General features: G+C 37.8%; 13 protein-coding genes and 11 tRNA genes. 5 read left to right on the top strand and 19 right to left on the bottom strand.

What is annotated here, in order from left to right:
* Window positions 1-2: 2 nt before the first annotated feature.
* From nuoL to A3854_RS06655, 4 genes are read left to right on the top strand one after another with little or no spacing between them, the layout of a single operon-like run.
* Window positions 3-1,841: an NADH-quinone oxidoreductase subunit L gene (gene nuoL / locus A3854_RS06670; protein WP_084041821.1), complete on the top strand. Its 1,839-nt coding sequence runs from the start codon at window positions 3-5 to the stop codon at window positions 1,839-1,841.
* The gene (locus tag A3854_RS06665) at window positions 1,841-3,352 is read left to right on the top strand and encodes an NADH-quinone oxidoreductase subunit M (protein WP_084041820.1); all 1,512 of its coding nucleotides are present in this window, start codon (window positions 1,841-1,843) and stop codon (window positions 3,350-3,352) included. The genes nuoL and A3854_RS06665 overlap by 1 nt, the downstream gene beginning before the upstream one ends.
* Window positions 3,349-4,839, top strand: coding sequence for an NADH-quinone oxidoreductase subunit NuoN (gene nuoN / locus A3854_RS06660; protein WP_084041819.1), 1,491 nt, complete (start codon window positions 3,349-3,351; stop codon window positions 4,837-4,839). Before A3854_RS06665 ends, nuoN begins: the two co-directional genes overlap by 4 nt.
* 22 nt (window positions 4,840-4,861) lie before the next feature.
* Window positions 4,862-7,237 (top strand): tetratricopeptide repeat protein, encoded by a 2,376-nt coding sequence (locus tag A3854_RS06655; protein ID WP_084041849.1) that lies wholly within the window; start codon window positions 4,862-4,864, stop codon window positions 7,235-7,237.
* Window positions 7,238-7,821: 584 nt separating this feature from the next.
* On the opposite strand, the gene A3854_RS06650 is transcribed toward A3854_RS06655, so the two are convergent.
* The 19 genes from A3854_RS06650 to tig all read right to left on the bottom strand — a co-directional run bounded on the left by A3854_RS06650 (window position 7,822) and on the right by tig (window position 17,125).
* Window positions 7,822-7,896: transfer RNA gene (locus tag A3854_RS06650), tRNA-Glu, on the bottom strand.
* Between the two features lie 8 nt (window positions 7,897-7,904).
* Window positions 7,905-7,980: transfer RNA gene (locus A3854_RS06645), tRNA-Lys, on the bottom strand.
* 121 nt (window positions 7,981-8,101) lie between these two features.
* A tRNA-Asp gene (locus A3854_RS06640) sits at window positions 8,102-8,178 on the bottom strand.
* A gap of 8 nt (window positions 8,179-8,186) precedes the next feature.
* Window positions 8,187-8,262 (bottom strand) — tRNA-Val (locus A3854_RS06635).
* A gap of 16 nt (window positions 8,263-8,278) precedes the next feature.
* Window positions 8,279-8,354: transfer RNA gene (locus A3854_RS06630), tRNA-Glu, on the bottom strand.
* A gap of 13 nt (window positions 8,355-8,367) precedes the next feature.
* Window positions 8,368-8,443 (bottom strand) — tRNA-Lys (locus A3854_RS06625).
* A 138-nt stretch (window positions 8,444-8,581) separates the two neighbouring features.
* Window positions 8,582-8,666: transfer RNA gene (locus A3854_RS06620), tRNA-Leu, on the bottom strand.
* Window positions 8,667-8,681: 15 nt separating this feature from the next.
* Window positions 8,682-8,758, bottom strand: a tRNA-Arg gene (locus A3854_RS06615).
* 15 nt (window positions 8,759-8,773) lie between these two features.
* A tRNA-Arg gene (locus A3854_RS06610) sits at window positions 8,774-8,850 on the bottom strand.
* A gap of 6 nt (window positions 8,851-8,856) precedes the next feature.
* Window positions 8,857-8,933 (bottom strand) — tRNA-His (locus tag A3854_RS06605).
* Window positions 8,934-8,942: 9 nt separating this feature from the next.
* Window positions 8,943-9,020 (bottom strand) — tRNA-Pro (locus tag A3854_RS06600).
* Between the two features lie 428 nt (window positions 9,021-9,448).
* Window positions 9,449-10,171 carry a TerC family protein gene (locus A3854_RS06595; protein WP_084041818.1) on the bottom strand — a complete coding sequence of 241 codons (723 nt, stop codon included), beginning with the start codon at window positions 10,169-10,171 and terminating at the stop codon, window positions 9,449-9,451.
* Window positions 10,164-10,751, bottom strand: a complete 588-nt coding sequence (purN, locus tag A3854_RS06590; RefSeq protein WP_084041817.1) for a phosphoribosylglycinamide formyltransferase — start codon at window positions 10,749-10,751, stop codon at window positions 10,164-10,166. Before purN ends, A3854_RS06595 begins: the two co-directional genes overlap by 8 nt.
* The gene (locus tag A3854_RS06585) at window positions 10,733-12,136 is read right to left on the bottom strand and encodes an NAD(P)H-hydrate dehydratase (protein WP_084041816.1); all 1,404 of its coding nucleotides are present in this window, start codon (window positions 12,134-12,136) and stop codon (window positions 10,733-10,735) included. The genes purN and A3854_RS06585 overlap by 19 nt, the downstream gene beginning before the upstream one ends.
* 1 nt (window position 12,137) lies before the next feature.
* Entirely contained in the window at window positions 12,138-13,643 is a 1,506-nt protein-coding gene (locus A3854_RS06580; protein ID WP_084041815.1) for a YifB family Mg chelatase-like AAA ATPase, read from the bottom strand.
* Window positions 13,640-14,158 (bottom strand): peptide deformylase, encoded by a 519-nt coding sequence (gene def / locus A3854_RS06575; RefSeq protein WP_084041814.1) that lies wholly within the window; start codon window positions 14,156-14,158, stop codon window positions 13,640-13,642. Before def ends, A3854_RS06580 begins: the two co-directional genes overlap by 4 nt.
* A 14-nt stretch (window positions 14,159-14,172) precedes the next feature.
* Window positions 14,173-15,195, bottom strand: a complete 1,023-nt coding sequence (locus A3854_RS06570; protein ID WP_084041813.1) for a GGDEF domain-containing protein — start codon at window positions 15,193-15,195, stop codon at window positions 14,173-14,175.
* Window positions 15,196-15,203: 8 nt separating this feature from the next.
* Complete coding sequence (gene clpP, locus A3854_RS06565; RefSeq protein WP_054196008.1) at window positions 15,204-15,794, bottom strand: ATP-dependent Clp endopeptidase proteolytic subunit ClpP; 591 nt, start codon at window positions 15,792-15,794, stop codon at window positions 15,204-15,206.
* A complete protein-coding gene (tig, locus tag A3854_RS06560) occupies window positions 15,794-17,125 on the bottom strand; it encodes a trigger factor (protein ID WP_084041812.1) in 1,332 nt (443 codons plus the stop codon). Before tig ends, clpP begins: the two co-directional genes overlap by 1 nt.
* Window positions 17,126-17,262: 137 nt before the next feature.
* Between tig and folE the strand changes: the two genes are divergently transcribed.
* The gene (gene folE, locus A3854_RS06555; protein ID WP_021090409.1) at window positions 17,263-17,835 is read left to right on the top strand and encodes a GTP cyclohydrolase I FolE; all 573 of its coding nucleotides are present in this window, start codon (window positions 17,263-17,265) and stop codon (window positions 17,833-17,835) included.
* Window position 17,836 lies beyond the last annotated feature (1 nt).

Here is a 17,836-nt window from a genome sequence, read left to right as displayed (position 1 = left end):
GGATGACTTTATTTTGCATTTCACTATTTTTTCCACTTCTTAGCTTCATTATAGCTGGCATCTTTTCACATAGCAGTAAAAATTTTTTACTTGGTATCTTTTGCTCACTTTTAATGATAATTAGCACAACCGCCTCACTCATGCTAACAGCTAGCCTTGGCATAGATGAACCGCTAAATTTATCACTAAAAGAATTTATAAATTTTGGCGGTCTGGATTTAAATTTTGGCTTCTATCTTGATGCCATTAGCCTTGTTATGCTTAGCACCGTTGGTATCGTAGCAAGTATCGTGCATATCTACTCGGTTGGCTATATGAGAGATGATGCAAGCTTTAACCGCTTTTTTAGCTACTTGGGGCTCTTTGTCTTTTGCATGAATGTCCTTGTATCAAGCGATAATTTCATAGGACTTTTCATCGGCTGGGAGGGCGTTGGGCTTTGCTCTTGGCTACTCATTGGCTTTTGGTATAAAAAGCCTAGCGCAAACGTCGCTGCAAACGAAGCCTTTATAATGAATAGAGTCGCTGATCTAGCCATGCTTGTTGGCATTTTTTATATATTTTATAGCTTTGGCTCACTTAAATTTAGCGAGGTTTTTAACGCTAGAAGCGACTTTTCTGGGCTAAATTTAGGTATCATCGCCACACTTCTTTTTATAGGCGCCATGGGTAAAAGCGCTCAGTTTCCATTTCACACATGGCTTGCAAATGCCATGGAGGGGCCAACTCCAGTCTCAGCACTCATTCACGCAGCGACCATGGTAACAGCTGGCGTTTATCTAGTCATACGAGCAAATTTTATCTTTACAAACGCACCTGAAGTCTCGCACTTTATCGCTTACCTTGGCACATTTGTAGCGATATTTGCGGCTAGCATCGCGCTTGTGCATAATGACCTTAAAAAAATCATCGCTTACTCGACACTTTCGCAGCTTGGCTATATGTTCGTAGCTGCTGGACTTGGCGCTTATAAGATCGCACTTTTTCACCTTGTCACGCACGCATTTTTCAAATCACTTCTATTTTTATGCGCTGGCAACGTCATGCACGCGATGAATGATGAGCTAAATATCAAAAAAATGGGCGGACTTTATAAATTTATGAAGCCAACGGCGCTCCTTTCTATCATCGCAAGCTGTGCGCTAGCTGGCTTTTATCCATTTGCTGGCTTTTTCTCAAAGGATAAAATTTTAGAGGTTGCTTTTAGTGAAAATAAATTTTTATGGATCATTTTACTCTTTGGTGCGGTACTTACAGCGTTTTATAGTTTTAGACTCGTTATGCTTGTCTTTTTTACAAAGCCAAAGAGCGAGAAACACGTGCATGAAGCTAAAAACTATATGCTAGCTGGCATGGGCGTACTTGGAATTCTCTCAGTCATAAGTGGCTTTTTTTGGAGCAACTTTAGTGAGTTTTTAGAAAAAAGCTTAAAAGATTTTTCACTAAATTTATCTCACGGTAGCGAAATTTTCTTGCTCGTTTTAACACTTAGTCTAGTGCTAGCAAGCGCTGGCTTTGCAGTATATGCCTATAAAAAAGAAATTTTTAAAGAGAGTGTTTGTGAGAGTAGAGCTTATAAAATTTTACAAAATGCCTACTTTATCCCAAAATTTTATGAGAAATTTTTTATAAATGGCTATGCATTGATCTCACAAATTTGTAAAAAGATTGATGAGATTATAATCGATCGTAGTGTCGATCTAGTCGCAACAGCGCTAAATAAATTTGCAAATTTAACAAACAAAATGCAAAGTGGCGACTTAAGCATTATGCTTAGGTTTATGGTCGCAGGTCTTGCCTTGCTTTTAAGCTTTATATTTTTATTAAACGGAGCCAAATAATGCTAAGTGTCATCATATTTTTCCCTGCAATAAGCGCAATACTTGGCTTTTTGATAGAAAATAAAAGCATCAAATTTTATGGAGCAAGCATCGCTCTTATCGAGCTTTTGCTAGCTATTTTTATCTGCGTAAATGTCGATTTTCAGGGTTATGACTTTGTTCTAACGCATCAAGTCTCGCTCATACCAAGCCTAAATATCAGCTACTTTGTCGGCATCGACACCATCTCGCTTGTGCTTATAGTCCTTAGCGCATTTATGAGCTTCATCTCTATCGCCGCACTTAGCGATGATGGAAATTTAAAGCACCTGGTTATTAGCGTACTATTTTTAGAGAGCACGATGATGGGCGTCTTTAGCGCGCTTGATATGATCTTGTTTTACAGCTTTTGGGAGCTTAGCCTCATACCGCTTCTTTACATCATCGGCGCATTTGGTAGTAAAAATAGAATTTACGCGGCGATTAAATTTTTCATTTACACATTTTTAGGCTCTGTCTTTATGCTAGTAGCGATCATCTTTATCGGATATCTGTGCTACCAAAAAAGTGGCGTATTTAGCTTTAATCTGCTTGATTGGTACAAGCTTGGAATCGGAGAAAATGCTCAAATTTGGCTATTTTTAGCATTTTTCCTTGCTTTTGGCGTGAAAACTCCGCTATTTCCATTTCACACGTGGCTACCTTACGCACACGGACAGGCTCCGACTATCGGTTCGGTGCTGCTTGCTAGCGTACTTTTAAAGATGGGCACTTACGGCTTTGTGAGATTTTCACTCCCACTTTTTCCAGATGCGAGCCTACTTTTAAGTGGCTTTGTCTGCGTCATAGCTATCATCATGATCATCTATGCAGCCCTTGTTGCCTACGCACAAAGCGATATGAAGCAAGTGATCGCTTATAGCTCTATTTCACACATGGGCGTCATCATGCTTGGCATCTTTTCACTAAATTTAATAGGCCTTGGCGGCTCAATATTTTTAATGATAAGCCATGGCATCGTTAGTGGCGCGCTATTTTTATTAGTTGGCGTCATATATGAGAGAGCTCACACAAAAGAAATTTGCGAATTTGGCGGCCTTGCTAAGGTGATGCCAAAGTATGCGCTTGTGTTTTTTATAGCAACGCTTGCAAGTATCGGCCTGCCACTAACCATTGGCTTTGTGGGCGAGTTTTTGAGCCTGCTTGGCGTCTTTAAGCTAAACAAGCTCTTTGCGCTACTTGGAGGTTTTAGTATCATCGTGGGCGCTGTTTATATGCTGGTGCTTTATAAAAGGGTCTTTTTTGGCGAGTGCAAGGAGAAAAATTTAAGCCTTAAGGATCTAAATTTTAAAGAGTTAGCCGCTCTTGTGCCACTTTGCTTGCTCATAATCACCCTTGGTGTTGCTCCAAATTTAATCCTAAAGCCGCTTGAGCCAAGCGTGCAAAATATCATAAGCAAAATGCAAACTAGAGCGGTAGATAGCAGTACAAAGGATAAAATTTTATCTTTAAATGGCGGGAGCAAACTATGAACGAAATAGCCTTTTTAGACCTTAAAGAAATTTCTTTATCTTCGGTTGCTCCGATGCTTAGTATGATAATATTTGCGCTTTTTATCTTAATCGTTGGCATCATAAAAAAGGATCTTTCAAGAAATTTCTACTGCGTATTTTGTATCATCGCAATATTTGTAAATTTGGGCCTAATACTTGATTTTAACGGTCTTAGCCTTAGCTTTTGGGATATGCTTTTGGTTGATGGCGTTTCGGTCATCTCTCAAGTCATCATCCTAATCGCCTCAGCCCTTTTTATCCCGCTTGCACTTAGCACAAAAGAGTATTTTGAGTACAAAATTTATGAGTATTACGCTCTATTTTTGTTTATGATCGCTGGCTTTTTATTTATGGTGAGCTCAAATAACCTACTCATCATCTTTTTAGGCCTTGAGATCAGCTCACTTTGCCTCTATACGCTAATAGCCCTTCACAACAAAGCAAAAAGCGTAGAAGCTGCGATAAAATACTTTGCGATGGGCTCGCTCTCAGCTGGCTTTTTTGCAATGGCGATAGCGATGTTTTATCTAGCCACATACTCAATAGACATCACCCGTATCGGCGTTGTGATAAAAGATCTTAGCCTAAATCAAAATTTGATCATTTTATTAGGCTGCGTTTTCATCGCCTCAGCCATTGGTTTTAAGCTCTCGCTCATACCATTTCACACATGGATACCAGACGTTTATGAAGGCTCAAATGCACCACTTGCTGGCTATATGTCGATCGTGCCAAAGGTAGCAGCTTTTATCGTTGCGTTAAGAATTTTTGCGATGCTTGAAGGCTCACAAATTTTGTGGATAAAAGATATGCTCTACATCATTGCCGTGCTTACGATGAGCCTTGCAAACATCATGGCGCTAGTGCAAAAAGACGTCAAAAGAATGCTTGCTTTTAGCTCCATAGCTCACGCTGGTGTCGTGCTTTGCGCACTTGTGGTAAATTCTCACGAGGCAAATGTCGCCTTGTTTTTTTACTGGATCATGTTTTTGTTTGCAAATTTGGGCGCATTTTCTATGCTCTGGGTGGCAAGATGCGACGACGTTGTCTGCTGGGACAAGCGCTTTAAGCACCCATTTGAGAAATTTTCAGGGCTTATAAAAATTTTACCAAGCTACGCAGTTATAATGGGAATTTTCATGATCGCCCTTGCTGGCATACCGCCTTTTAGCGTCTTTTGGGGCAAGATGGTGCTTATCTCATCGCTCATAAAGTCTGATTACGTCGTGCTTAGCGTTATAATTATGATAAATTCTGCCATTGCGATTTATTACTATTTAAAGCTAATCGTCTTTATGTTTTTAAAAGAGCCAATCGTAAAAGATAAAAATCTCTACACCGCAAATATCTCGATGGCATTAAAAGTAATTGTTGGCATTGCGGTAGCTGGAACAGCCTTTTCGTTTTTATTTTCTGGAGCGATTTTGGAATTTATTGAGCATTTTGTCTTTGCTTCAGGATTTTAGAAAATTTAACTATAATTGCGGCATGAAAAAGCTCTTAATTATTTTATTTTTTCCGCTTTATCTAACCTCTTTTAATCTTAGCCTAAACAGTGGCGCAAATGGTGATAAACCTTATAGCGTCCTTCAGCTAAGCGATGAGCAAGAATTTGAATGCGTGGAGCAAATTTTAGCTTACGACACCAAACGCTATGTATGCATGCTAGATGATGAAATTTTGCCAAAAATTGAAGATACAACACTGCCATTAATGGATATAAAATATAAAAAGCAAGATGGCAAGCTTTTTATCGTCATTATGCCAAAAGCACCGTCAAAACTGCTAAATATAAAAACTGAGCTTTATAGCAGTCAAAACGTACAAGATAGCCCAAAAACAACCATTTCAAAACACTTTAGCATAATTATAGATACTTCGCTCAGTGAAAATAGCAAGAGAAAGTCTGGGCTAAATTTTAAACCTGATTTTAAAGATATGCTAAATCCTAGTATTGGAGCACTTGATCTTAACAAAGCTCCTATTGCTGGACTTGATAGTAATGACATTGATATCTACATAAGCATAAAAAGAGCTTATGAAAAGGGTGCTTATGAAAATGTAGTAAAAGATACTCAAACAGCGATAAAAAGGCACCCAAATAGCCTTTTTTCAAGTGAATTTTTACTATTTCGTCTAAGGGCTCTTGATAAAATTTTTGAGACAAAAAATGAGTTTGAAGAGATCGAGCCAAAAGATATCGTAAGTGAAGGTAGGGCTTGGATTAGAAAATTCCCATCTGATGAAAACTATCCAGAGGTGCTATATCTAATCGCTAGAGCCTACCTAAAAGATAGCATCGCAAGTGATGCAAAATATATGCTTGATATATTAAACGAAGAGCACGCAAACTCAAAATTTACAAAACTTGCAGCGCTTGATTACGCTGATTATCTCTACAAGATAGGCAGACAAAAAGAGGCGCTAAAAGACTATGAAAAAGTGCTTTACTCCACGAACGACATCGACCTTGCAAGTAGAGCAGCGCTAAGCCTAGCTGATGCAAATATCGATAAAGAAAAATTTGATGAAGCAAAGAAATTTATACTAAAAATCGCAAATGCGAATGAAAAATTTTTTATGAACAACCCAACAAAGTCGATGAATCTTGCAACTACATTTGCAAGTAAAGATATGCCTGATGTGGCTGCTAAAATTTATGAAATCTTGATAAATAATAGCGATAGAACGAAAGATTTTTATGAAGTTGCTTTAAAAAATTTAGCACTAAATCTAGCCAAAACAAAAGATGAGAAAAAAGCATACGAATACTTAAATAGATATGAGACAGAGTTTAAATATGGTGATTATATCGATGAAGTCACTAAGGCAAAAGATGGTTTATTTTTTGAAGAAAAGGACAAAAATGCCACTGCACTTCATGCAAGATATAAAGAGTTAATTGAAAAATATGCTGGGACAAATATTAGCCAAAAGGCTTTAATAAGCGAGCTTGAACTGGATATTAAAGAGCGTAAATTCTCCGATGCACTATCTTACAAAACCATGGCAAAAGATGGAAATTTAAGTAAGGCAATGGAACTGATAAATGAAGCTGCGCTAGAGCTTACAAAAGAGTATTTTATAAAAGATGATTGCACGGCTGTTATAAATTTACTTGAAAACTACGATATAAACAAAATCTCATTACCGCAATTTAAGCTCTTTAACTGCTATTACAGAACGGCCCGCTACAACGATGCACTTGAGCTCGCAAAAGCTCATGCAAAAGATGAAAATTTAGAAGATAGAGTTGAGTGGCTAGTAAATTTGAGCAAAATTTTATATAAAAATAAAGACTACGAGCATGCGATCATTGCTGCAAATGACGCACTTTCACTTGGCTCATCAGTCGAATACTCAGATCCAACACCATCTCTTTTTGATAGGTTTTACTCATTACTTGCATTAAAACGCTTTACGGAGGCGATCTCAACCATAAGCGCTATCGAGCAACTAAGAGGCCAAGACTTTAAGATTATCGAAGCATATACGGCCATAAGTGACTATGCGATGAAAAGTAATGACTACGCCATCGCTACAACGTATGCTAAAAAAGCTCTTGAACTACAAACAAAAGCCAAGATAAATACATTTTCGCCAAAGATAAATTTTAACTACTCAGAAGCTTCACTAAAGACAGATAACCTAAGTGAGGCACTTGACGAGGCGAAATTTATACTAAACATGAAACTTGAGCCAGAAGATCGCTTACACGCTTTAAATTTGATAAGCGAAATTTATATAAGACAAAAGCAGTTTAAGTTGGCTAGGCCTTATTTAAACGAGTGCTCTGACTCAAATTTTGTAAGCCCGTATAAAGATGCTTGCAAAGCTAAGCTTGATATGATAGGCAAAAACTAAATACAAAAAGATAGCTTGTTTGCTAGTTTTATATTTGAGCTTAAAATTAGTAGGCTTTATTTTTGCTATTTAAATTGAGCTTTCTTTATAATTGAGTCTTTAATATTTTTTACATTGCCACCAAATACTCTTTATATTATAAAAAGAACTATATTTTATCGTAAGCCTTAATATGTTTTTAACGCACGAGCCCTGGTATGATATTAAAAATTTTAAGTACCTTTCTCATAAACAAGAGAATTGGCCATTTTATTACCAAATATAGCTGTTTTATGTTTTATAAGCTTAAAAATTAAAAATGCTTATAAGTTTTTTGTCCAATAGATCAAAGCAAAAATAATTTGCAATGCTCTGTAATCACGTTTCTATGATGTACTTTTATTATATTTATAAAGATTTTTTAGCTTACTACAAGCTAACTTCTAGAATTTATCGCTTAATACACACTCATTAAGCACAATATTATAAAAATTGATTTTTACGTTTTTAGTATCAATTTGCCAAGCAAATAAGTATACATTTTTAAGAAATTTTCTATAAAAATTTCTATGTAACAAATTGAAAAGTAACAAGGATTAGAAAAATGGTGACCCATACGAGACTCGAACTCGTGTTACCAACGTGAGAGGCTGGTGTCCTAACCGCTAGACGAATGGGCCAAAATGGATGGTGCCCCGTGTAGGCCTCGAACCTACGACCCCATCATTAAGAGTGATATGCTCTACCAACTGAGCTAACGAGGCAAGATTAAATAGTAATAATAAATCTTAAAGTGTTATCTTAGAACTTATAATCTTAAAATTTAATTTGACACTCAATAATGGGTGCTTTATTAGACACGACCTTAACCTAAGGTTTAAAAGATGGCGCAGCGGACGGGGCTCGAACCCGCGACCTCCGCCGTGACAGGGCGGCATTCTAACCAACTGAACTACCGCTGCACCTAAAATGGTGGTCGCTATAAGACTCGAACTTATGACATCCACCTTGTAAGGGTGGCGCTCTACCAACTGAGCTAAGCGACCTAAAAATTTAAGTATCTGGCGACCCTTAGAGGATTTGAACCTCTGTTTCTACACAGAGAAAGTAGAGTCCTGAGCCACTAGACGAAAGGGTCATAAACCCAAAAATGGTGTCCTGCGTTGGATTCGAACCAACGGCCCCCTCATTAAAAGTGAGATGCTCTACCGACTGAGCTAGCAAGACATTTGCTTAAAAAAGAATTGAGATTATACAAAAAACATTATTACATGTCAAGGAACAATAAAAATATCTAATATTTTCTACAATCAAGGCTAACCTTAATTTTAATGACATAAGATTGTTTCAGATTATAAAAAAGAATGGTGCGGATGAAAGGACTTGAACCTTCACGCCGTGGGGCACCAGATCCTAAGTCTGGCGTGTCTGCCAATTTCACCACATCCGCACAACAATAATAAAGTGGTACGCCCATCAGGATTCGAACCTGAGGCCTACGGCTTAGAAGGCCGTTGCTCTATCCAGCTGAGCTATGAGCGCATAAAGTATTTTAAGTGGCGCGCCCGATAGGAGTCGAACCCATAACCTACAGATCCGAAGTCTGTCGCTCTATCCAATTGAGCTACGAGCGCCCAAAATGGGGTGAGTGATGGGAATCGAACCCACGACCCTCAGGACCACAATCTGATGCTCTAACCGACTGAGCTACACTCACCATTTAACATGGTCGGGGTGAAAGGATTCGAACCTTCGGCCCTCTGGTCCCAAACCAGATGCGCTAACCAGACTGCGCTACACCCCGCCTGAGTCGTGTTTGTAAGTTTATGCCACTACCTCATTAAAAAGTCGTATTTTAACTTGTTTTTTTTATAAAGTCAATTAAAAAACACTTAAATTAATAGAAATTATATATAAAAGATAATTCAATCAAAAATATTAATTAATACTTCACAAAATACATAATTTTTTTACAAAAGTCAGCTTTTTATACTTCTCTATCTTATTACCCAACCATAAAGCATAACCTTTATTTCACGGATTTTTAAGTATCCTGGCACGAATATTTTAACTAATATTACAAAGGAATAAATATCGACCTATTATCTATTATGCATTTTATGCTTATCAAAATTTTACCTTCAAATTTAAACATATTTATCTTTTCGGGCTAAAATTTTTTGATTAACATTTTATCCATCATATCATTAGCTTTTCATCGTCGTAAAAATATTATTTAGCTATTGCTTTCTTTTTTGCATAGATATTTATACTTTCCACTGCCAATGAAAATGCCATCGCAAAATAGATATATCCCTTTGGAATATGAAATCCTAATCCTTCAGCAACTAGTGTCATGCCCACAAGCACCAAAAATGCAAGTGCTAAAATTTTTATAGTCGGGTTATTATCTACAAAATTAGAAATACCTTTTGACGCTATCATCATTACACCAACTGCTAAAATAACAGCTATGATCATTATCTCTATATGCTCGGCCATTCCAACAGCCGTGATAACACTATCAAGAGAAAAAACAATATCCAAAACAGCTATCTCGCTTACAATAACCAAGAAATTTGCATGTGATTTTTTGCTATTTTTATGCTCTTCGCCTTCACCAGAAACACTAGAATGTATTTCAAGGGTTGATTTTACAAGTAAAAATAGACCACCTAGTATAAGTACCAAATCTCGGCCGCTTATGCTAAATTCTGCGATAGTAAAAAGTGGCTTTGTTAGCTTCATGATCCAAAACAATGAAAGTAAAAGTAAAATTCTAGTCACCATAGCTAGCCCTAAGCCGACAATCCTACCACTGCCGCGCTGCTCTTGAGGTAGTTTACCTACCAAAATAGCGATAAATATAATGTTATCTATGCCTAAAACTATCTCTAAGCCAGTTAACGTAAGTAGCGATATCCACGCTTCTGGCGAACTAAACCATTCAAACATTTGCTTCCTTTGTTAAAATTTTTATTATGCTCTCAGACAAAATTTCATGCTCTATCGCATGGATTTTGCTCTCCCAATCCTCTAAGCTCATACCATCTTCTCTTTCAAACGCTCTTTGTGCGATGAGTTTACCTCCGTCAAGCTCCTCGCTCACGTAGTGCACGCTCACACCACCTATCATCATATCGCTCTCAAAGCTCTCTTTTATCGCATGAGCTCCCTTAAAAAGTGGCAATATAGATGGGTGTAAATTTATGGCTTTTATCTTTGATGTAAAAACAGGAGTTAATATCCTCATAAACCCGGCAAGCACTGTTAGTTCAGCGCCACTTTTTAAAATTTGCTCCACAACTGCAGCGTCAAATTCTTCTCTATTTGCAATTTTGGCACTCTCTATTATCGTCGTATCAAGCCCAAATTTCTTAGCTCGCTCGATGCCATATGCTCCTGGCTTGTTGCAAATACAAAGGCAAACTTCGATCTTTACGCCGTTAAAAATTTGATTATGAACTTTTTTAAGTATCGCTTCTAAATTTGAGCCACTACCGCTAAAAAGTACGGCTATTTTTTTTGTAAGCATTTTACTCCTTTTATAATGTCTGTTGGCTCGAGCGCGTAGCTGTTTTTGCCAAAATTTCTAAGGCTTAGTGCATGAGCTAGTGTAGCCGAGATGGCAGCATCCAGTGGCTCGTAGCTTTGAGCCAAAAGAGCAAGTACAAGTCCGCTTAGCACGTCACCACTGCCACCCTTTGCAAGTATATTTTTACCATAAGTCATGATGTAAATTTGCCCGCCTTTAGCGATTATTGTATTTGCGCCTTTAAGTACTAGCACGGCCTTAAATTTCTCACTCCAAGACTTAGTATAGGCAAACCTATTTTCTTGTAATGTTTTTACGTCGATATCTGCTATATCACAAAGCTTTAAAAGTGAGCAAAATTCCTTTGGGTGAGGCGTCAAAACACAGTTTTTATTTAGCAGATCAAGCACTTTTGCGCTGTAAAAAATATCAGCGTCAAGAACAAGCTTTTTGCTCTTTAAAATTTGCGTATCAAGCTCTTCTATGCCCTTTTTGCCAAGCCCCATGCCAACGGCTCCAGCGTTCATTTTATCGCTTATCTTGCTAGCTTGCATGATATGCGTTGGTAAATTTAAGCCCTGCTCACCTATCACGCTAACTAGCCCGGCCCCAAAGGCAAATGCCGCCTTTGCGCAAAGCATGCTAGCTCCAACATGCTCGCCAGATATGATAAAAGCATGGCCAAAGTCGCCCTTATTTACGCACTGATTTTTTCTATTTGGAAGTATAAGGTCGCATTTTTCAAGCAGGTGATAGCCGCTCTCGCACTCATAGTTTTGCCCGCTTATGCCAAGATCAGCGACCTTTATCTTGCCAACAAAGTCTTTTGCAGCGTCGCTATAAAGCCCAAGCTTTCTAGCTCCCATCGTGATCGTAGTATCTGCTTTTAAGCAAGCACCTAGCACCTTGCCATCACTACTTAGTCCGCTTGGCATATCACAAGCGATAGTGTAGGCAGAGCTTTTGTTTATCTTTGAGACAAGCTCTATGTGATTTTCATCTAAATTTCTATTTAAGCCATAGCCAAAAAGTCCGTCTATGACGCATTTTGCACCATTTAAGCCATTTTCTACATCTTTACACTCACACACGCCAGCAGATTTAGCTCGCTCAAGCTGCTTAATGGCTAGTGGCTTTAAATTCTGACTAGCTAAGATAAATTCGCATTCAAACTCGCCCTCTAACATCCTTAAAGCACAAAGCACGTCAGCACCGTTATTCCCACCACCGCAAATGCCTAGTACCCTCATACCTTTTTTAAATTTCTTACGTACGAAATTTGCTATGCTGGCGGCGGCGTTTTCCATTAAAATTTCTTCACTGAGGTCAAATTTCTCGCTCGCCCTCTTGTCTAAAACTCTTGTGTCTAAATATAAATTTTTCATTCTATGCCCTAAAACTAAGCGCCTCTAAGATGTGGGGCTTTAAAATTTGCTCGCTCTCATCAAGGTCAGCGATGCTTCTAGCCACTCTAAGTGTCCTTTTTATGCCCCTTTGGGAAAGATTGTACTTCGAGGCTGCCTTTTGTAAAATTTCTCTTGCTTCATTATCCAGTAGACAAAATTTTTCTACTTGTGCGTCATTTAGTTTTCCATTTAGCTCATCTTGATTGCGCTTTTTTTGAAACATAAACGCCTTTAAAACCATATCGCTCATCTGTTTTGAACTCAAGCTTGACCTATCATTTGGCGAGCTCTCGTCCATAGCAACTTTTAAATCAATGCGGTCGAGCACTGGAGCTGAAATTCTTGATTTGTAGTTTTTTATCTCATTTTCGCTGCATTTGCAATTTAGATTGCGAGAGAATAAATTTCCACAAGGACATGGATTTTGAGCGGCTACGAAGATAAATTTAGTCTCATAAGTCACTTTTGAATTCACTCTTGCGATATGGATTTGATTGTCTTCAAGTGGCTCTCTTAGGCTTTCTATCACTTGTTTAGAAAAGTGAGGAAACTCGTCAAAAAAAAGTACTCCGCCATTTGCAAGTGCGATTTCACCGATCTTTGCGACATTTGAGCCACCACCAAATATTGAACTTTTTGTCGAGGTATGATGTGGTGAGCGAAAAGCTCTAGTGCTTGTAAATTCACTATCTTGAAGATTTAAAGAGCGGTAAGCGGCAGACTTTAGCACCTCTTCTAAGCTTTGTGGCGCCATGATATAAACTAGGCGTTTTGCGCACATACTTTTGCCGCTTCCTGGGCTGCCTTCAAATAAAATATTGTGCATACCAACAGCTGCAATAACGCAGGCTCTTTTTGCGCGATCCTGACCCAAAACATCCCTAAAATCAAGCTCGAAGTTTAAATTTGGAATATATCTTTTACCAGAAATTTCTATCACGTTTGAAAATAACTCATGAGTAGCGTTAAAACGTATATTTTTTGCAAATTCTGCGTCACTAAAAAAACTAATCGCTTCCTCTAGAGTACTAACCGCATAAATCTCTAAATTTGGGATCATAGAGGCTTTTTGTGCTATCTCTTTTGGTACTAAGACTTTTACGTTTTTTACCTGCGTGCTTAAAAAAAGAAGGATTGAGAATAAATTTGCTGTGCTTTTTACACTTCCATCAAGTCCAAGCTCGCCAAAAACAAAAATTTTCTCTAAGCTTTTTGCCTTTTGAAGAGCTATAAGAAGAGCGATAGCCAGGTCAAAATGTGAGCCACTTTTTGGCAGATCTGAAGGGGATAAATTTATGGTTATCTTTTGTGCTGGAAAGGAAAAATCAAGTGCTAGAAGTGCTGCTTTTACACGTTCTGTGCTCTCTTTTATACTTGTGCTTGCAAGCCCAACGATGCTAAAACCAGGAAGCCCGCGAGAGAAGATAGACTCAACATCAATTATCTTTAGTCCATCGCCGTAAGTAGCACATCTTAAAGACTTCATGAAGCTTTTTCTTTTTTTTGCTTTTTGTATTCCTTGTCAAATTTTTTGCGTTTATTAAAGCCGATTTTTTCTATAAAAAGATGTCCATCTAAATGATCGTTTTCATGCTGGATAGCGATAGCTAAAAGCCCATCAGCCTTTAAGCTTTGCTCTTTGCCAAAGCGGTCTTGATATTTGATAGCCACAACCTCATTTCTTTTTACATCTTCATAATATCCAGGCACACTAAGGCAACCCTCTTGATAGATGCATTCTCCTTCACGTAGTTCAAACTTTGGATTTATGATTTCGATTAAATTTTCTTTATCTTGCACGCCCTCATCATTGGCTAAATTTATAATAAAAATTCTTTTTGCAACACCTACCTGAATAGCAGCAAGGCCGATGCCTTCTTTTGCAATCATCGTATCATACATATCATCAAGTAGTTTGTGAAGTTCCTCGTCAAAAATTTTAACCTCTTTTGAGACTTCGTAAAGCTTTTTATTTGGATAAGATAAAACCTCTAAGATCAAGCTCAAACTCCTACTTATTCACCCAAAAATATAGGCTGCTCATCATCTTGTGTTAGTATTAGTTGATCTAACGAGTAAGAGATTAATTCTTCAGCACTTCTTGTCTTTGTTATCATGCTTGAAACCACTTGGATGTCAAGCTTACACTCTTCACCATCTATCTTCCAAGGTATAGATGAAAGCATATTTAAAATTCTGCTACCGGCTTGTTTTGTGCCATTTTCATCAGTATATTTCATAACCATAGCAAAACAGCCATCACCATAATGAGCTACTATATCGCTTCTTCTAGAAGTTCTTAAAAGAAGCTGTGATATAGCTTTATACATATTGTTTCGCTCTTTTAAATTTTTAACACGATTTGTAAATCTATCTTTTGCTCTTACTAGTAAAAATGATGCATTATAGCCATATCTCTTAACAGCTTCTACTTCACTTTGTACTGTGGCTACTAGAAATTTTTTATTATAGACGTCATATGTCGTATCATAAATCGACTGCTCTTCAATAGATTTAAGCATTTTAGCTACTTCGTCATAGCTTACTTTAATGACATCAAGATGCTTATCCATAAGGCTGTTTAATTTTATTAGGTCATGATTAAATGCGCTTAAAACATTTTGAAGAGCTAGGATATTTGTATTATTTTTGAGTGCATCCATGCGCTTTTGCACTAGGCCTCTCATGATGCCTAAATTTTTATAGATTAGCACCACGGCTTGAAGCATGCTTTTTATCTGGATAAATCCTTGCTTTATCTCTTTTTCAATAGAGATATTACTGCCTGATGGTACTGAGATCTCGGAATTTATAACTATCATATCACCGATCTCTTTTCTAAATTCATCAGGCTGTCCATCAAGCATTTTCTCAAAATAAATAGAGTAATTATTTGGTGTAGATGGAACATTATCGTCGCTTAATTCATGCAAAACATTTTCTGAAAATTTGTAGATATCTACCTTTTCTTTTTCTAGAATATATTTTACCTCAACCGCTTTTTTCTTAGGGTCTGGTGCATTATCTATCTTTATCACTTTGGGCCTTATTTAAAACTTTTCTCCAAAATTTTATCAACAAGTCCGTACTCTTTGGCTTCGGCCGAACTCATAAAGAAGTCACGTTCAGTATCTTTTACGATCTTACTTAGCTTCTGACCTGTATTTTTGGCCAAAATTCCATTTAAAATCTCTTTCATACGCAAAATTTCACGAGCTTGTATCTCGATATCAGTCGCTTGTCCTCTAGCACCGCCAAGTGGTTGATGTATCATGATGCGAGAATTTGGCAATGCATATCTTTTACCTGGCGCGCCACAGCTTAGCAAAAATGCACCCATGCTAGCAGCTTGGCCGATACAGATCGTGCAAACATCTGGCTTTATGTAATTCATCGTATCATAGATGCTAAAGCCACTTGTTATAACGCCACCTGGTGAGTTTATATATAGATAGATATCTTTATCTGGATCTTCAGCCTCTAAAAATAGAAGCTGGGCGACAATAGAAGCGGCCATGCCGTCCTCTATCTCACCACTTAGCATAACGATCCTGTCTTTTAAAAGACGGGAATATATATCATAGCTTCGCTCACCCCTACTAGTTCTTTCAACTACGACAGGAACGTAATAGCTCATTACTCGGCCTTCTCTTTTTTACTTGCTTTTTTCTCGTCTTTTTCTTTGTTAAAGAGCTCACCAAATAGCTTCTCTTCGATCATTGACATCTTTATAGCTGGAAGCATGCCTTGGTTGCGGTACATCTCAAGGTGTGCTTTTGGATCTTGTCCGCTTCTATACGCCTCAAAATAGATCGCTTGAACAACCTCTTGATCGCTTACTTTCACGCCTCTTACACGAGCTAGTTCATCAATGATGAAAGTTAAACGAACACTATTTTCAGCGTCTTTTCTAAACTCGTCACGTTTTTTAGAAAGAGCATCTTTGTCCTCTCTAAATTTTTTCATATCGTCTGGAGTAAATGAGCTCCATGCGTTTCTAAACTGCATATCAATCTCTTGCTCGACAATATTTTTTGGCACGTCAAATTTAAATTTCTCGACCGCAGCTTCAGCAAATTTTGGCTTAAGCTCATCATTTATAAGTTTATAAATTTTCTCTTGACGGATTTGCTCTTTTATACGCTCATCAAGTAACTCTTCAGTTGGTTTTTCTTCATTTGGAAGTAAAGTTTTTAGTATCTCTTCATCTAGTTTTTCAGGAATTTTTCTCTCTTGAATTTCATGAAGTTTGACTTTAAAAACAGCATCTTTGCCAGCTAAATGTGCAGCGCCGTAGTTTTCTGGGAATTTAACCTCGATATCTTTTTCGCCACCAGCTTTTATGCCTACCATGCCATCTTCAAAGCCTGGGATGAATTGATTTGAGCCGATCTCAAGCACATAGTTTTCAGCCTTGCCACCATCAAATGCAACGCCATCAACAAAGCCTTCAAAGTCAAATTTAGCAAAATCGCCAACCTTTAGACCTCTTTTGCCATCAATTTTCTCAAGTGGAGCTATCATTTTTAAAAGTTCAGTTTTTTTCTCATCGATATCTTTTTTCAAAACACGTGGGTTTGAAAACTCAGGTATCAAGCTCTCATAGCCGCTCACATCGACGCTTGGTTTAAATGAAACTGTTAGCTCAACGTCGATCTTACCATCTTTTCTGTCAAATTTTGAAACGATAGGCTCGCCGATAAGGTCATCGTTTTTCTTGCCTGCTTGCTTTATAGCCTCATCAACAACATCTCTTAAGACATCTTGTTCAGCATCATTTGTTAGCTCTTTCTCGTAGCGTTTTAGCACAATAGCAACTGGTACATGGCCTTGTCTAAAGCCATCTACTTTCATAGTTTTTGCTGCTTTTTTTGCTAGTTTCTCTACGCTAGATTTTATAGCATCCGCACTTATAGTCGTACTTGCTAAGGTATTTACGCTATCTAGAGCTTTTGTTTTGATTTCCATCTAATTCCTTTATGAATACAAATTTTTAGCCCAAAATATAGCAGAATTTTCCTTATTTCATTGTAAATTTGTAAATTTTTATAGATATAAAAGGCGTTTTAACGTAGAATCTAGCAATAAAATTATGGAGAAAATTTATGCAAGAGAGTTTTGAAAATTCGGTTAAAAACATGCTAACGATAATAGGTGAAGATCCAAACAGAGAAGGGCTTATAAAGACGCCTGAGCGTGTCTTTAAAGCATTTAAATTTCTAACTAGCGGATATGATGAAGATCCAAAAGAGGTTCTTGGTGACGCACTTTTTACTAGCTCAAATAACGAGATGGTTTTAATGCGAAACATCGAGTTTTACAGCCTTTGTGAGCACCATTTGTTACCTATTATCGGCCGTGTGCATGTGGCTTACATCCCAAATGGCAAGGTCGTTGGCCTTAGTAAAATTCCACGCATGGTAAATATCTACGCAAGACGCTTGCAAATTCAAGAGCAGATGACTGAGCAGATCGCAAAAGCACTTGAGGATGTGATCGCTCCAAAAGGCGTTGGAGTCGTCGTCGAGGCTAGACATATGTGCGTTGAGATGAGGGGTGTGCAAAAGATAAACTCAACCACCACGACCTCAGCACTTAGAGGCTGCTTTATCAAAAACGCAGACACAAGGCGAGAATTTTTCTCGCTTATAAATTCTCCTAGGGAAACGCATTTTTGAG

Origin of the sequence: Campylobacter concisus, from assembly GCF_002092845.1 — a bacterium.
Lineage (GTDB): Bacteria > Campylobacterota > Campylobacteria > Campylobacterales > Campylobacteraceae > Campylobacter_A > Campylobacter_A concisus_AQ.
The sequence above is the reverse complement of the archived record's forward strand: the minus strand, read 5'-3'. Positions and strand labels throughout refer to the sequence as shown.

Excerpts from the sequence above, each read along its gene's own strand:
- purN (WP_084041817.1), bottom strand. The coding sequence starts at position 10,751 with ATGCTTACAAAAAAAATAGCCGTACTTTTTAGCGGTAGTGGCTCAAAT.
- nuoN (WP_084041819.1), top strand. The coding sequence starts at position 3,349 with ATGAACGAAATAGCCTTTTTAGACCTTAAAGAAATTTCTTTATCTTCG.
- tig (WP_084041812.1), bottom strand. The coding sequence starts at position 17,125 with ATGGAAATCAAAACAAAAGCTCTAGATAGCGTAAATACCTTAGCAAGT.
- A3854_RS06585 (WP_084041816.1), bottom strand. The coding sequence starts at position 12,136 with ATGAAAAATTTATATTTAGACACAAGAGTTTTAGACAAGAGGGCGAGC.
- A3854_RS06655 (WP_084041849.1), top strand. The coding sequence starts at position 4,862 with ATGAAAAAGCTCTTAATTATTTTATTTTTTCCGCTTTATCTAACCTCT.
- A3854_RS06595 (WP_084041818.1), bottom strand. The coding sequence starts at position 10,171 with ATGTTTGAATGGTTTAGTTCGCCAGAAGCGTGGATATCGCTACTTACG.
- nuoL (WP_084041821.1), top strand. The coding sequence starts at position 3 with ATGACTTTATTTTGCATTTCACTATTTTTTCCACTTCTTAGCTTCATT.
- A3854_RS06580 (WP_084041815.1), bottom strand. The coding sequence starts at position 13,643 with ATGAAGTCTTTAAGATGTGCTACTTACGGCGATGGACTAAAGATAATT.
- folE (WP_021090409.1), top strand. The coding sequence starts at position 17,263 with ATGCAAGAGAGTTTTGAAAATTCGGTTAAAAACATGCTAACGATAATA.
- clpP (WP_054196008.1), bottom strand. The coding sequence starts at position 15,794 with ATGAGCTATTACGTTCCTGTCGTAGTTGAAAGAACTAGTAGGGGTGAG.
- A3854_RS06665 (WP_084041820.1), top strand. The coding sequence starts at position 1,841 with ATGCTAAGTGTCATCATATTTTTCCCTGCAATAAGCGCAATACTTGGC.